At 60.8% G+C, this 14,297-nt stretch carries 13 protein-coding genes; 2 read left to right on the top strand and 11 right to left on the bottom strand.

Annotated elements, in window-relative coordinates; genetic code table 11:
• Positions 1-234: 234 nt before the first annotated feature.
• From MU846_RS05370 to nudE, 11 genes are all read right to left on the bottom strand, one after another.
• Entirely contained in the window at positions 235-1,245 is a 1,011-nt protein-coding gene (locus tag MU846_RS05370) for a phage major capsid protein (protein ID WP_246949756.1), read from the bottom strand.
• Between the two features lie 6 nt (positions 1,246-1,251).
• A complete protein-coding gene (locus MU846_RS05365) occupies positions 1,252-1,497 on the bottom strand; it encodes a helix-turn-helix domain-containing protein (RefSeq protein WP_246949754.1) in 246 nt (81 codons plus the stop codon).
• Between the two features lie 130 nt (positions 1,498-1,627).
• Positions 1,628-4,306: a hypothetical protein gene (locus tag MU846_RS05360; RefSeq protein WP_246949750.1), complete on the bottom strand. Its 2,679-nt coding sequence runs from the start codon at positions 4,304-4,306 to the stop codon at positions 1,628-1,630.
• Complete coding sequence (locus tag MU846_RS05355) at positions 4,303-4,488, bottom strand: hypothetical protein (protein ID WP_246949747.1); 186 nt, start codon at positions 4,486-4,488, stop codon at positions 4,303-4,305. The genes MU846_RS05360 and MU846_RS05355 overlap by 4 nt, the downstream gene beginning before the upstream one ends.
• 299 nt (positions 4,489-4,787) lie before the next feature.
• Positions 4,788-5,450, bottom strand: coding sequence for a hypothetical protein (locus MU846_RS05350; protein WP_246949744.1), 663 nt, complete (start codon positions 5,448-5,450; stop codon positions 4,788-4,790).
• A gap of 2 nt (positions 5,451-5,452) precedes the next feature.
• Positions 5,453-6,769: a tyrosine-type recombinase/integrase gene (locus tag MU846_RS05345; protein ID WP_306799245.1), complete on the bottom strand. Its 1,317-nt coding sequence runs from the start codon at positions 6,767-6,769 to the stop codon at positions 5,453-5,455.
• 389 nt (positions 6,770-7,158) lie between these two features.
• Positions 7,159-8,496 (bottom strand): Fic family protein, encoded by a 1,338-nt coding sequence (locus tag MU846_RS05340; RefSeq protein ID WP_246949738.1) that lies wholly within the window; start codon positions 8,494-8,496, stop codon positions 7,159-7,161.
• Between the two features lie 779 nt (positions 8,497-9,275).
• Positions 9,276-9,575, bottom strand: coding sequence for a HigA family addiction module antitoxin (locus MU846_RS05335; protein WP_246949732.1), 300 nt, complete (start codon positions 9,573-9,575; stop codon positions 9,276-9,278).
• Between the two features lie 202 nt (positions 9,576-9,777).
• Positions 9,778-11,202, bottom strand: coding sequence for a DHA2 family efflux MFS transporter permease subunit (locus MU846_RS05330; protein ID WP_246949715.1), 1,425 nt, complete (start codon positions 11,200-11,202; stop codon positions 9,778-9,780).
• A 519-nt stretch (positions 11,203-11,721) separates the two neighbouring features.
• Positions 11,722-12,549 carry a 3'(2'),5'-bisphosphate nucleotidase CysQ gene (gene cysQ / locus MU846_RS05325; RefSeq protein WP_246949699.1) on the bottom strand — a complete coding sequence of 276 codons (828 nt, stop codon included), beginning with the start codon at positions 12,547-12,549 and terminating at the stop codon, positions 11,722-11,724.
• Between the two features lie 70 nt (positions 12,550-12,619).
• The gene (gene nudE / locus MU846_RS05320; protein ID WP_246949696.1) at positions 12,620-13,174 is read right to left on the bottom strand and encodes an ADP compounds hydrolase NudE; all 555 of its coding nucleotides are present in this window, start codon (positions 13,172-13,174) and stop codon (positions 12,620-12,622) included.
• A gap of 63 nt (positions 13,175-13,237) precedes the next feature.
• Between nudE and yrfG the strand changes: the two genes are divergently transcribed.
• Positions 13,238-13,894 carry a GMP/IMP nucleotidase gene (yrfG, locus tag MU846_RS05315; protein WP_246949693.1) on the top strand — a complete coding sequence of 219 codons (657 nt, stop codon included), beginning with the start codon at positions 13,238-13,240 and terminating at the stop codon, positions 13,892-13,894.
• Entirely contained in the window at positions 13,894-14,280 is a 387-nt protein-coding gene (locus MU846_RS05310; RefSeq protein WP_246949689.1) for an RNA-binding S4 domain-containing protein, read from the top strand. The genes yrfG and MU846_RS05310 overlap by 1 nt, the downstream gene beginning before the upstream one ends.
• The last annotated feature ends 17 nt before the right edge of the window (positions 14,281-14,297 follow it).

Genomic DNA, 14,297 nt, shown 5'->3' with positions numbered 1-14,297 from the left:
GGAACCGCTTGATTAATTCAGCCTCAAGTGCTGGGCTCCAGGCGTTGGTCGGTAGCTCGATGCCGTGGGTTACGGTCTCGCCGCCTACGTCCATGCACAACAGGCGCAAGGTGTCGTTGCAGCGGATTAGCTCGGGATTAGTGATAGTGCTATCACCAGTTCGCCGGGCGGCTTCTTCCGCTAACCGGGCGAATTGGAGTTGGTCGCTTTCAATCTGGGATAGGCTCATGTTGATCACCAGTCCGTGCCATTTAGATAAGCGACAGCGCCGGGTGCGGCGTGCCAGTTGAGCCAGCGAGTCACGCGGTAGGCCAGCAGGTTGTTCTGCCACAAGTTGTAAGGGGCGATCTCTTCTCCCTGCTGAGTCAATAGCGTCGCATCGTGGGCTATATCAATTTCCAGCCCGTCATCGGCCAGCATGATCCGGCCTGGCTCGATAATCGCCACGCTGTCGTCTGGAATAGCCGAACTGGTCACATGCCCGATTCCAGAGACCTCACCACCTCGCGCGCCGGTGCCGTCGAATACGGCGGCCAGCTTCACACCAGAGCGCGGACTGGTCAGCAGAACAGCGCCTTCCAGATCGCCGGTGAAGGTGTCGATAAGGCTGGCAATATCATCGGCGGCGTTGGTGGTGCCGGTGCCTGCGGTCACACCAGCCAGGATGCCTGCCGGGCTAGCAGGGCTGCCTGCGGATGCGCTGTAGAATGCACTGGACTCGCCTTGTGCTACTGCTCGGGTCAGCTCTCTGCCGAAGGCTTGTTCCGCTGGCATTGCGGCTGCCAGCTCCTGCGTGATGGGCACAATGCCAGACAGCTTGCGGCGGGGCAGTTCGCGGCTGGTGAATGTCTGTGCAGTCACTGGGATCGGGTGGCCTTCTGCTACAAAAGCCACGGTGGCGGCGTTGTCCTGCTCCAGTGCTGGCACTTCAAACGGCAGCGTGCGAAAACCCGCCACGGCCTCGATCTTGCCGATAAGGCTGCGGCGGCGGGCAAGTCCTAGCATCTCGCGGTAGGCAACGCGCAAGTCGCCATTAATGCTGGCGGTCGAGCTTCCAATGGATTTGACCATTGCTTGCACGTCAGGCGACTGGGCCAGGCCTTCAGCGGCGGTTCGGTTGCCTTCTGCTCGGGCCAGGACTTGCAGGGCTTTGATTAGATTTTGAGCGTGTCGCATAACAATTTCCTCTGTGATGAATGTGAGCATTGTCGCCCTGCGGTTGGCGCAAGGCCCGGCGGGGTTCAACGGGTTTCAGCAGTCTTCCACATCGGAACCCAGGAACTCGGCCAGATCGCTCAGCCGGTAGCGCCATCCGGCCTTTGTTTTCCTGCATGGCAGACGGCGGTCAGTGCCGCGCCAGTAACGAAGGGTTTCAGGCGAGCGATCCAGCATGGCGGCGGCGGTCTTTTCACTCACTTCGTCAAACGGCAGAACCTGATAGCCGTTCTGCTCGCACCAGTCGCATAACCGTTCAATATCGTTGCTGTCGGAAGTCATGATTTTGCTTTCCTCCGGATTAACCGGATAAAGCGGATTAATTCCCACCCATACATGAAATATGTCACTGACAGTTTTCTGTTTGGGGTTGGAAAATATCCGGTTAATCCGGTTAATCGGGTTTGATTGGTCAGAAACGCATGGTTACGCGCCAGCCGGGCTCGTTATGCGACGGGTCGCCCACATCAAGGCGCAAGCCACCGACCACGCGCCCTTTATGTCGTCGGAGCCACCCAGCGAAGTACCTGCCGTTGAAGCCACCACGCGGCGGCGCTATGTCGGCCACAGCTTCAATAAATGCGGCCTCGGCCTTGGTCTTGCCAAAGTCACCAGCATTCACCAGCTTGGTTATCTCGCGCACCCTGACCACGCTATCGCCGTATAGCTCCCACCAGGCTTGCAGCACTTCAATATGCTGCTGGCGGTAGGGATCTTCGGCCTTGCTTAGTTTCAGCACTTCCACCGGGTCAGCCACCGGGGCAGGGGCCACGCCTTCACGGATCAGCCAGCAGACGCATTGCCTCACCAGGCGCTCCCATTCGTCAAAGCTGCCCAGACCGCCATCACCGACAACGGGCGCGCCTTGCTGTTGATAGGTCAGCAGCACCGACAGCAGGTCGGCCCGGTAGGCGTCCAGCCGGTCGCGGATCAGGTCGCGGGGGTTGAATGAGAATTTGCGCGTTTCGGGTGACTCACAGTCGGCGTCCAGCCCAATCGGCAGAATGCGCCGGAACGTGTCGCCTCCGGCGGTGACGTTGTTCCCGTTCAACACCCACAACACACGGTTAACGGCGCTGCGGATCTCGGATTGCCCCAAAATGCGCCCCTCGGGTTCGGCGCTGGTCAGAAACACGCACAGGTCGGCGCTGTCGATAACGCCGGTCAGGTTGTCCAGCACAGCACCGGCCCGGCCCGTCAGCAGGATGGAAAACAGGCGTTTGCCGATTTCCTCGGGGTTGCCTTCGGGCAGTGGCATTGCCTTAACGGGCGCGCCCACCAGCAGCATCAAGCATTCAGACAATAGCGTTTTGCCCGTGCCTGCCGTGTAGGCTCGCACCAGGTAGCCCGGCGCGGTCGGCAGTGCAGCGCGGCAAACGGTGGTCAGCAGTGCAGCCAGAAACACGCCCCGGCTTGTGTCGCTGTCGAACGGGAACAGGGCGAACGGTTCCCAGATCCGGCGCAATGCTTCCACCAGTGCGGCCCGGTCGAGCGGGTGCGGTATGGGTCTGCTGTTGCTGTCGCTCAGGTACAGCAGGCCGGTTGCATCATCAAAGCCCGGTTGTGTGATAACGCTGCCGTCCGGGCGCATTACGGGAAACGATACCAGGCCGGTGACTTTCGGCAGATCCCACGCGCCACGGGCTGCCATGACACGGGCGGCCACCTTGTCGGGGCAGTCACGCACCGACCACTCTTTACTCCGGCCATCGAACACCAGAAAGCGGAACGCTCCCTCGAGGTACGTTTGCAGCCACGGCTTTTCAACGGTCAGCAGCTCGCCATCAGCCAGGCGCATCAGGCGGCCACCGCGCTCGAATATCTCGCCGTCCACTGCTAGGCGCTGCATGATCTTGGGCAATATCTGGGGTAGCTCGCCTTGTTGCAGCTTCAATTGCTGCACCGGACGCAACAGCCGGTAACGGGTGCCGCCATGCGCGTGACTGTATATGTACGGGGTGCCACCGCTTTTCAGGTTCGCCCACGCTATCCGCTTGTCAGCGTTGGAATAGTCCGGCTCCAGCGGGTCATGGAAACGCTCGCCGTGCCACTGGTCGGGGTTGTCCAGCAGATCCCCGACCATCACGCGGCGGCCACTCGAATGGATCAGCTCGAAGTCACCAAACAGGCGGCCACGCTCCACCGCATCACGCAGACGCTCGCGGGCTTCCTCTTGCTCGGCTTCGGGCAGGTCAGCCACTGCGGCCATGCGTTCCTCTATCCATGATTCACGCACCAGGTGGATCTCTGCCAGCAGGTCATCACAGCCACGCTCAGCGGCCTGAATGTCGGCCAGTTGCTGGCGTTCGGCTTCAGTCAGATCCGGCAGGGCTTGGGCAGTGTCCAGCGGTGCGGCGTCGTTGTTCAGCGCTTCGGGCGCTGGTCGGCGTGCTTCGAGCGGTGGAATGCACACAGGGGGCGCGGCAAAGTCGAGCCGGTTGGTCTGCCACACACTTGCGTCCACGGGGGCGCGGCTCAGGGTCTGGCCTGATTTGCTCACGACATAACGGCCATGCCCGGCCAGCCATAGGCGTTCAAACAGTGCCTTGCCAGCTCGCGGAATGTCGCGGGCATCAGCCACCAGCACATAAAGCCGTTGCCCTCGAACGCCTGTTACCTGCTCGCCGGTATCGCTGTTGTAAATCATGCTCGAACTGCTCACGCCCCACACGCAGGGCGCATCAGCCAGCGCGGGCGCTACCTCATACAGCAGCGCCAGCCACTGGTCACGGGTTAGCGGCTCATCACCGGGCAACGGGTCGCCATCCAGCAGCAGCCAGCCTGGCCCGGCGTGCCATCTGAAGGTTTCTTTTGTCCGGGCAATGGTGCCAGCCGGTGCGCTCGGCAGTTGCGCTTGTGTGACCACAGGCGCGGACGCCACAGGCGGCAGGCCAAAGATTAACGCCTGGTTGCACTCCAGTTGCTCAAGAGCTGCGGCGAAGTCGGCAGGGGTCGGCAGATCCACCACGGTGGCGTGACCGGCGACCATTTCCCCGGCGTGCTGTTTCACTGGTTCGCCGTCCTCGATCTGCCATAGCTTGGTCAGGCGCTGGGGGTTTGTACTGGTTGCGATAGTCAGGGCGGCGCTCATTTTGCACGCTCCTGCACTACAGGCGTGCTCAGCTCGATTTGAACCTGGGCAATTGAGAACCCGGCGAGATACGGCAGGACGCAGAACACCAGAAAGATTAGGATTTTGCTATGATGGGGGCGCACGTCCGCACGACGTTCGTTTTTTGCGCCCTGGGCTTTTCGGCTCGGGGCGTTTTTCATTTTGTTACCCCCAGTACGCGCTTAATCTCAGCAACCGGCCATGCTAGGCGACCATTCACACGGACGGGGCGAACAGGGCCGCTCCCTTTGCATGCCCAAATGTGCAGGGTCTGCATTTTTCGGTCGAGGTAGTAAGCTGCTGCTGCCGTGCCTACGGTGGGGCGGTGCTCTTGGTCGAGCGGAATAAAAGCCGATTGATGTGTCATGGTTCTAGCCTCTTGGTTTCAGTTGACGAGGCTAGATTCCGCTTTTGCGTGTTTTTTATATGCGTAGCTATTTAAGATATTTTTTTCAATTAGCTACGCAATGCCATATTTTTTGAGCTGCCGGCGGATTTGCTCCGGCTCAACCGATAGCAAGCGTGGGTTACTTGGCGGGTTGAGTGTGCCGTTAAACGGCTCGTATTTCGCGCCCATCGCTTGTGGGTCGTTCAGAATATGTGCAGCGCATGCCAAAGCGTCATCCCCCCGGGTAGGCTCGTCGCACACCTCTCTAATACGCTTGGCGAGCGCGTACAGGAATGCGTACTCCCTGCGCATGTCCTTAGCGCCACGGGAACCAGTCACGCCTTGTAACTGCGCATGCAGGCTTTTCGCAATATGCCGCTTCACCTCCAGAGTATCCCGCATCTGCCGTGACGTGTCCGAAGTGATGCCCTGCTGGTATTCCCGCAAACGGATCGCGCTGGATATCCCCTGCGGCAAGTTATCCGCCGCCAAAAACTCAATCATGCTGTCCAGCGTTTTGATGTAGGTTGCAAGCATGGATTTCTGCTCAGTTGGTGTGCCCATGTCGCCACTGGTAGCACGGTAAAAGCTCAACTCACGTCCTAGCCAATGCTGGAGTTTTAGAAACGGCTCGGCTGTAATCTGCTCCTGCGAAAGCTGCATATACGATTTCAGGAATAGCCCGATTTCGGGCGCTGTCTCGTCCGGGCGGCCACTGGTTGGGTATCGGCGCATGGTCAAGCCCCTTTTCCAGCGACTACGCGCAAACCGCCGGGCTGTTGGTTCCGGTCGAAGCTGATACCGGCCTGCTCTAGGATCCACGCCTCGAAGCGCTCATGATGCAGCGCCAGCAAATCCAGCTCCCTCACCCGGTAGTGCTTTTCGGCTGTGGCGCTCGGCTTGTGTCCCTGTATCTGTGCAATGACTCCTGCCGGGATCTCCAGCCACTCGCTCAGGCTTCCAAATGACCGGCGCAAGCCGTGAAGGCTCAGGCCATCAATACCGGCTACCCGGGCAACGTCCATCATTCGATGCCGTGGCGGGTTGATAGGCTGATTCAGTGTTGGGCTGGAAAATACCCACTCACTCCGGCGCGGTAAGCTCGCCATCAGGTGCCAGACATAAGGCGTTAGGGGTATCTCCCGCGTACCGTCCTTGCCGCCTTTGGATTCGTCCTTGTCGCGCAGGGTGATGCTTTTCCAGCGCTCGTTAATGTCCCCCCACTTGAGCGCCAGCCATTCGCCGGGTCTTGCGCCAGTGAGTAGCAGGGTCTGCATATAGGCGCTAATGGTCGGACTGCTCAGCCCCTGGGTTGCTGCAAAGAAGGCTGGTAGCTGGCCCTTCCTTAATACGTCCTGTTTTGCCTTTGGGGTGCCCAGCGATTCGCGGGCTGTCTTTGTGCTGGCCGGATTGTCAGGCGTTAGGGCTTTGTATTCGTCCTGATTGCTGCACCACGACAAGAAAGCCTTGAACAACCGCCAGCTTAACCGGGCTGTGGTCGGGCGTTTCTGCCCTTCACGCTCTGCCCACTCTTCCACAAGTCTCGGAGTCAGGTCAGCAAGGCGCTTGTCCATGAAAAAGTGCAGCGGGCCTGCCGTGGACGGCCTGCCGGTCTTGGTGGTGCCTGCCGCACGGGCCAGCCGGGCATGGTCACGCTTGTGATATGCGCCCCACTTGGTCGAGCGGGCGGCGATGTACGCCTGCCACGCTTCGGCCACGGTGACGGCCTCGGCTGCCTGTTTGGCTTTCGCTGCTTCGGCTTTGGCCAGGGTCTGCCGTTTCTTCTCGCGTGGGTCGATCCCTTCATCAATCAGGCGCTGCAATTCCCGCGCCTTGGCTTGCGCGTCGGATATAGACCACGCCTCCGGGCTACCAATGGTGATGCGTAGGGTTTTTCCTTGATAAACACTCTGGAATACATAGGCGGGCTTGCCGGTGGGCGTTGCTCGCAAGCCTAACCCCAGCGTGGCGGCATCCCACAAAAACGCCTGCCGCTTGTCGGTGGGACAGGTGAACTCTCTGACTCGTTTTGCCGTGAACGATACCTTAGCCATGCTGTGCCCTCGCTTCTTACATCGCTAGGTATGTAACGGCAGATGTAAGAGAATTTTCCAAAAACCAACCAATCCCAATCAATGCCCCTTCTGTGGATAACTCACCCTAAGCATTGATTTATATGGATTCTATCAAGGGTTATCAAGCATGGCAAAAGGTTATTGGAGAGGATTGAAAATCCTCGTGTCGGTGGTTCGATTCCGCCTCCGGGCACCATCAGTTCAATGACTTCGGTCATTCAAAAGCCCAGCGTTGTCTGGGCTTTTTTGTTTCAGCCCCGCTATCAGAACGCCAGGATTGCCCGTGTAGATGCCTCCTGTGTGCTTCTCCCCGAAATGCGTCAAGCAGGGCAGCTTCCACACCTTTGACTGCGCAGGAATACCAGCCCTTAGCGAACATCTCGCCAGTCAGAAATGATTTCTCTGCGCTGACGCATGCTGTAGAGCCACTCCCTGCCCGCCTTCCGCTTGCGGAACAGGCCGTAATCCACCAGATCGTTCAGCACTTTTGCGGCAGTGTTGTAGGAACAGCCCAAGCGATCCGCGACATTGGTGATGGTGAAAACATTCGCCAGGCCGGCACGCGCCACTTGCAGCACCAGCTGGTGCCGATGTGACATGCGCTGATTCAGCCCCGACCGATCAAGCCAGGCATTGCACTCTTCGATATCCCGCGCTACGCGCTGAAAATTCTCCTGAAACAGCGCGATGGCCCGCCCGATCACTTCGCATTGATACTCGATGAAGTAGGTCAGGTCCAGGCCGTCGGTTTCCGAATACAGATAAGACCTCCCGTATCGTGTTGCCGCTCTTTTCAACAACACGCTGATAGCAATGTAGCGAAATGCCGCATATTCGTTCTTGAACATGAACCAATAGAACAAGGCCCGCGCTACCCGGCCGTTGCCATCTCGGAACGGATGCTCGAAGCCGATCGTGAAGTGCAATACAACGGCCTTGACCAATGGGTGGATATACTCCGGGCGCTGGGCATCATCGTGGCACGCGTTGACCCAGTCGCACACACTTTGCAACCGCGCCTCAAGCCCCTCCGCCGGCGGCGGCTGGTGCACTATGTCACCGTCCTGATCGACCACTACAACGTCATCGGTGTCGCGAAACGCGCCCGGGCGGTATTGATCATCGTCAATTCCGGCTACGGCAATGCGGTGAAAATCGCAGATCATTGCCAGCGACAAAGGCTGGTCACGAACTTGCCAGGCATGCTGCATCAGCTTGTAATTGCCGAGGATCATCCGCTCGTCCGCCGTGCGCGGCTCCCGATTGCGGCGCAACATCTTTTTTGCCACATGCAGGGTGGTAGCGGCACCTTCCAGCTGGCTGCTGCTGATTGCTTCGTCCTCGATCAGCCCTTCCAGCAGATAACCCAGCCTTTCACGCTCGCCCACCTTGTCGCTCATCCCTTGCAGGGCATGAGTAGTCGCGTATCGATCCGCCTGCGACACTGTTCTCTGGATCAGCGGAGTGAGCATGAACGAAGCACTGGCCAGCGGCGGTCTGGGGAACATCAGCGACTGTTGCTGTTGGCGCCGGGCCGACTTGATGATCCCCCACGCCAGTGTGATGTCCATGCTTTCCGGGAAGCGATAGAAAAGCTCATCAAACGGCAGGTAGCGCCCTTGCTCGTCCAGGGGCGAATGAAGCGCCATATAAGCTGCCTGTGCTTCAGGATCGAGCCTGGCGATATCGCGAAACAGAGCTTCCATGGGAATGTCGGGAGGCCGCCTCATCACTTCATCTCAAAAAATCACAATATTGAGACAAGCCTACCCTAAAGAAGCCCGATATCTCAAAAAAAGTGCTTCCTGAGACAAGAGCCACCAAAATACCTCCGTCATCTCAAATTTCCCTTCTTTCGAGAAAACACCTCCGCATCGCACCCGCTGCCGCAGCGACACCAGCCTGAGTACTGCAAAGACTGCAGACGTCGCACAGAAATGCGCCCTCCGCCCGTGCCACGCTGGGCAACTTCGGACATGGCTCATGAGAAGGCCGGCATTGATCAAGCTGAACCAGGCAGGTTTAGAGGAAGAGCAGGGCCGCAGAATTGGATAAGGCCGCAGGACGGAAGAGAGGGGGCAGCGCCTGACGGTACCTCTGGGGCCACGATTTCCGCCACTTTGGAAACGTTGGGACACCAGCCTTCACCAGACGCCGTGGCTATTCTTCCACTCGGACAAACCTGTGGCAACCGGCCAAGACAACCCGGTAGCTCCGCATCGGGGGCTGTAACAGTGAGACGCCACGTTGGGCGCGGCCAAAGCAGCCAAACCGATCCAGGAGAACGCCACCCGGCTCGCATTGCCTGAAAACAAAACCCCCGGCAATAGCCAGGGGTTCCGGGGCAGCACATGACAGCACGTCTGGGGCCGCTACTTCCGCCGCTTCGGAAGCGTTGGGACACCAGCCTTTATCAGGCGCTGGCTTCAGTTTCTCACCGGGCACACGCCACGACAAGCGGCAGCGCGCGTTGGTGGCGGCGCGCTCATGCCGTGCGCGGCGACACTTCCCTCACAATAGCCTTACCTGCTGCGATCTCGGCTGCTCTCAACTCGAACGCGGACTGTAAATTCAGCCAGCTTCGAGCATCCCCGCCGAAGTAACGTGCCAGCCGCAACGCAGTATCCGCCGTCACGCCCCGGCGCTCGCGCACAATGTCATTGATGCGAGTGGCGGTGACATTGAGCGCCCGCGCCAGTGCATTGGCGCTCATGCCAAGCGGCTCTAGATAGTCCTCTCGCAAAATCTCCCCCGGATGCACCGGGCGCATGCCGTTCTTGATCATGTTCCGATCTCCTGGCGCTTTCTGCGCCTGATACTTCATAGGGCAGCCGGTCGGCTATTTTTCAGTTTGAGCTGTTCCTGGGTTGAGCCTGCCACAACAGCGCATCTCATCTCAAAAATCCAATTTTTTGAGATGAAACCAGCCAAATAGCCTCTTTCATCTCAAAATTTCTTATTTTCAGGAAAGGTTTCAGGGCCGGCTTTCAGGGAAGGCGCCGCTCTCCTTGCACCATCCACCACAGCGGCAGCAGGCCCAACAGGTACAGCGCTGCCAGCAGGAAAAACGCCTGCCGGTAGCCCTGGGCCAGGGAGCTTGCGCTTTCTCCGGCCGGGCTGATGCCCGCGTGGCTTTGCAGCACCATGGCAGCCAGGCTGACACCGATCGCGCCACCGAATTGCCGGGCAAAGCTGATCACGCCTGCGCCCTGGTTGATCAGCGGCTCCGGCAGCAGGCGCAGGGAGCCGACGACCACCGGCGGCATCAACAGCGCCATGCCGATGCGGCCCAATGCCGCCCAGCAGGCGAGGCGCAGGAAGGTGCTGCCATCGGCGGCAAAGCCCAGTAGCAGGCTGGATGCCGCAAACACCAGCAACCCGCTGCCCACCAGCCAGAGCGTGCCGTACACATCGGCCATGCGGCCGACAATGGGGAAGACCACCGCCATCACCAGGCCGGCAGGCACCAGCAACAGGCCAGCTTCGGTGGCCGAAAAACCCAGCTCGGTCTGCACCAGCAGCGGCAACAGATAGATGGAGCCGAACAGGCCGGCACCGGTGAGCGCCGCCAGCAGAAAGGCACCGGCGAAGCCCGGCTGGAGGAACACCGCCATCGCCATCAAGGGCTCGCGGCGGCGTAATTGCACCCAGACGAAGATACCGAGGGCGATAAGGGTGGTAGCGATACCGCCGAGCAGCCACGGATCAGCCCAGCCGCGCAGGGCCGCATTGGAGAGTGTCCAGAGCAGCGCTGTCAGCCAAAGTGCCAGTAACATCAGCCCCGGCACATCCAGCCGGCGCCGGGTCAGGGCGATATCGGGCCGCGCCAGAAACGTCATCGCCATATACAGCCCGCCGAACACGACTGGCACCACCACCAGAAAAACCCAGCGCCAGCTGACCAGATCCATCATCACGCCGCCGAGCACGGGGCCGAAGGTCGGGCCCAGAATCACGCCCATACCGTAGATGCCCATCGCCTTGCCGCGCTCATTGACGGGAAATACCTGATAGATGATCAGCAGCGCCAGCGGCTGGATCAGGCCGGCCATCAGCCCCTGGGCCACCCGCGACGCCACCAGTACGGCAAACGAGGGCGCCAGCCCGCCCAGCGCACAGGCCAGCAGGAATATCGCCATCGCCCCCAGATATGTGCGGCGCAGCCCGAAGGTATTCACACACCAGGCGTTGACCAGCATGCCCACTGTCATGGCGGCCATGAACGCCGTCGCCAGCCATTGCACTTCGCTATGGCTGACGGCAAACGTCTGCATGATGCCCGGCAGGGCCACGTTCACGATGGTGGAAGAGAGCGACATCGCCATGGCTCCCACCATCGCGGTACAGGTGGCGAACCACTTGTACCGCTCTCCATGGCGGGCCATCAGCTGTTGCAGGTGCGTCTCGGACACAGCGGCTCCAGGCAAACCGACCGACACGCCGGCCCGGCCGCGCCACGCGCGTCAGGACAGCATTCGTAGCAGTATAGGGCAGCAGCCCGGTTGATGCCCGGATCCATGTAGAGGGCAGCGGGCTGGCTGATGCCCGGTTCCAGTATAAGCGGTGTGCAGCTTGATAGCCGGATCAACAGCGGTTCATCAGGCGCGGGCGGTCGTTGGCAGAATGCGTGACGTGACTGGCGGCAAGCGGCTCATCGGGCGCGTGGGGCTCGGCCCGAAAGCAGCAGGCCGGCAGCGCCCTCCCCAGGAACAGGCCGCCGCCGGGCCGAGCCTGATTCGGAAGCTCTCTTCAAGCTACGCTGCTCGCCGCAGCGGACGATGCCTGAACGAGCCTCGTTGAGAGGCGCTGGAGCGACTCCGGCCAGAAGGAAGCGAAGCCAGGCCACGCCCAGCCCAGCCCAGCCCAGCCCAGCCCAGCCCAGCCCAGCCCAGCCCAGCCCAGCCCAGCCCAGCAAAGCCTGCCAGCCCGGATCAGGCGTGCAATAGCTCCGGCAGGAAATCCCAACGCTCGCGCTCGCCGCCAAGCACCAGAAAATGCGGGTTGAGCAGGTTTTCTTTCTGGTATGCCAACGGCGCCAGGCGGGTATCCACGACCACACCGCCAGCAGCTTCCACCACGGCTTGTGCAGCGCCAGTATCCCACTCACAGGTCGGCGCCAGGCGCGGGTAGATATCAGCCTCCCCGGCCGCTACCAGGCACAGCTTCAGGGAGGAGCCCATGCTGGTGCGGGTCACCGGCCCGAAGCGCTCGCGCATTTCGGCTTCCAGCGCCTCCACCTGCTCGGCACCGTGGCGGCGGCTGGCCACCATCACCACCGGCGAGCTGATGGTGCGCACACGAATGGGCTGGCGCTGGCCGTCGCGTTCGCACCAGGCGCCAATCTCACGCGCACCGAGGTAGGTCACGCCGGTTACCGGCACATGCACCGCGCCCAGCACCGGCTCACCGCCCTGAATCAGGGCGATGTTGACGGTGAATTCGCCGTTACGATTGATGAATTCCTTGGTGCCATCCAGCGGATCAACCAGCCAGAAGCGGCGCCACTGCCGGCGCACTTCCCAGGGAATGTGCTCGGATTCTTCGGACAGCAGCGGGATGTCCGGGGTCAGTTCGGCCAGCGCCGCGCTGATGATCTTGTGGGCGGCCAGATCCGCGGCAGTCAGCGGTGAGTCGTCGCCCTTGCGATCAACGGCAATTTCTTCACGGCCATAGACGGCCATGATCGCCTCGCCCGCCTTCACGGCGATGGCGGCAATATCATCCAGTAGTGCTTGTGAAACCTGTGGTGTGCTTTCCACCCTGCTCTCCTTACAGTCAGCGTCATCGATCAAGCCTTGCCTGAGGCCGTCCCTGCTCGCGCCGGGGCGTTCAGCCCTGCTGGCGGTTGCGCACGATATCACGAGCCATGTAAAGCGCGGCAATCACACGCGCCTCGGTCATGTCTTCCCGCTGTATCAGTGCATCCAGCTCGGACAGCCGCCAGGTCAGCACTTCCAGCGGCTCCGGTTCGTCGCCCGGCAAGGTAGCCGGGAACAGGTCTTCCGCCAGCACTGCCCGGATCTGATGGCCCATATAGCCCGGCGAAAGCGTCATGCGCTTGAGCAGCGTCAGGCGCCCGGCGCCATAGCCGGCCTCCTCGCGCAGCTCGCGATCGGCGGCTTCGCGCCAGTCTTCGCCGTCATCCAGCGCGCCTTTGGGGAGGGTGAGTTGATACTCCTCCAGCCCGGCCCCATATTCACGAATCAGGACAACGGTATCGTCATCCAGCAACGGCACCATCATCACGGCAGCGATTGGCGGTGTGCGCAGCCGCTCGTAGGTACGCTCCGCGCCATTGCTGAAGCGGATTTTCATCTCCTCGATACCAAACAACCGGCTTTTGGCTATCAGCCGGGTTTCAAGGATCTCGGGTTTGTGTTGCATACTGAGCACTCCTGAAGCCTTGTGATCCCGGCGCACAGATTAGCGCGTTTGCGCAGGAAACAAATGATTGACTGGCAACAGATTGACACCGTTCTGCTGGACATGGACGGCACATTGCTGGATCTCGCCTTCGACAACTTCTTCTGGCAGGTCTATGTGCCGCAGCACTATGCCCGGCTGAATTCGCTCTCCGAACCGGAAGCGCTTGCGCTGCTGGCCGACTGGATTGGCCGTCACCAGGGCACACTGAACTGGTATTGCATGGATTTCTGGTCTGATGAGCTGGGCCTGAACATTGCCGCGCTGAAGCGCCAGGTTGCCGAGCGCATCGGTTACCGCCCCGGCGCCGAGGCGTTTCTGGCTGCGCTTCAGGCCAGCGGGCGGCGCGTGGTGATGGTCACCAATGCGCACCCGGATGCGCTGTCATTGAAGGTGGAGCGCACCGGCATCGATCGCTATTTCGATGCACTGGTCTCCAGCCACCAGTATCGAGCGGCGAAAGAGGAGCAGCCCTTCTGGGAGCGGCTCAGCGAAGCGCACCCGTTCACCCCCGAGCGCACGCTGCTGGTGGACGATTCATTGCCGGTGCTCGGCTCCGCGCAGCGTTACGGTATCGGCCACCTGTGGAGTATTCTGCACCCGGATTCCAGCGTGCCGGCGCGGCCGCACACCCGGCCGTTCCCGGCCATCGACCAATTCGATACCGTGCAGCCGCGATAATGGAAAGCGTCCGTATCGACAAATGGCTGTGGGCAGCGCGCTTTTTCAAGACACGCAGCCTGGCACAGCAAGCGGTGGATGGCGGCAAGGTGCAACTGGGCGGCCAGCGCGTCAAACCCAGCCGCGCCGTCAAGGTGGGCGACACCATCACCACACCGCGCGGGCACGACACTTTCACTGTGATCGTGACTGGCCTGGCCGAAAAGCGCGGCAGTGCAGCCCAGGCCGCCCTGCTGTATCAGGAAACAGAGGAAAGCCTGGTGGCACGCGAGCAAGCGGCCGCCCACCGGCGTGCAGAATACGCCAGCCGTGTTGCGCCGGATCACCGGCCCAGCAAGAAAGAACGCCGTGACCTGAGCCGCTTTCGCGCCCGCCAGGACACCTGAACGCAACCACCGCTACC

The organism is Alcanivorax quisquiliarum, assembly GCF_023051175.1.
In the GTDB taxonomy this organism is placed as follows: domain Bacteria; phylum Pseudomonadota; class Gammaproteobacteria; order Pseudomonadales; family Alcanivoracaceae; genus Isoalcanivorax; species Isoalcanivorax quisquiliarum.
Note: the sequence above shows the minus strand (reverse complement) of the source record. Positions and strands in the feature narration are given on the sequence as shown.

Coding starts and splice junctions, on each gene's coding strand:
- MU846_RS05365 (WP_246949754.1), bottom strand. CDS start 1,497: ATGACTTCCGACAGCAACGATATTGAACGGTTATGCGACTGGTGCGAG.
- MU846_RS05360 (WP_246949750.1), bottom strand. CDS start 4,306: ATGAGCGCCGCCCTGACTATCGCAACCAGTACAAACCCCCAGCGCCTG.
- MU846_RS05355 (WP_246949747.1), bottom strand. CDS start 4,488: ATGAAAAACGCCCCGAGCCGAAAAGCCCAGGGCGCAAAAAACGAACGT.
- MU846_RS05350 (WP_246949744.1), bottom strand. CDS start 5,450: ATGCGCCGATACCCAACCAGTGGCCGCCCGGACGAGACAGCGCCCGAA.
- MU846_RS05345 (WP_306799245.1), bottom strand. CDS start 6,769: ATGGCTAAGGTATCGTTCACGGCAAAACGAGTCAGAGAGTTCACCTGT.
- MU846_RS05340 (WP_246949738.1), bottom strand. CDS start 8,496: ATGGAAGCTCTGTTTCGCGATATCGCCAGGCTCGATCCTGAAGCACAG.
- MU846_RS05335 (WP_246949732.1), bottom strand. CDS start 9,575: ATGATCAAGAACGGCATGCGCCCGGTGCATCCGGGGGAGATTTTGCGA.
- nudE (WP_246949696.1), bottom strand. CDS start 13,174: ATGCAACACAAACCCGAGATCCTTGAAACCCGGCTGATAGCCAAAAGC.
- yrfG (WP_246949693.1), top strand. CDS start 13,238: ATGATTGACTGGCAACAGATTGACACCGTTCTGCTGGACATGGACGGC.
- MU846_RS05310 (WP_246949689.1), top strand. CDS start 13,894: ATGGAAAGCGTCCGTATCGACAAATGGCTGTGGGCAGCGCGCTTTTTC.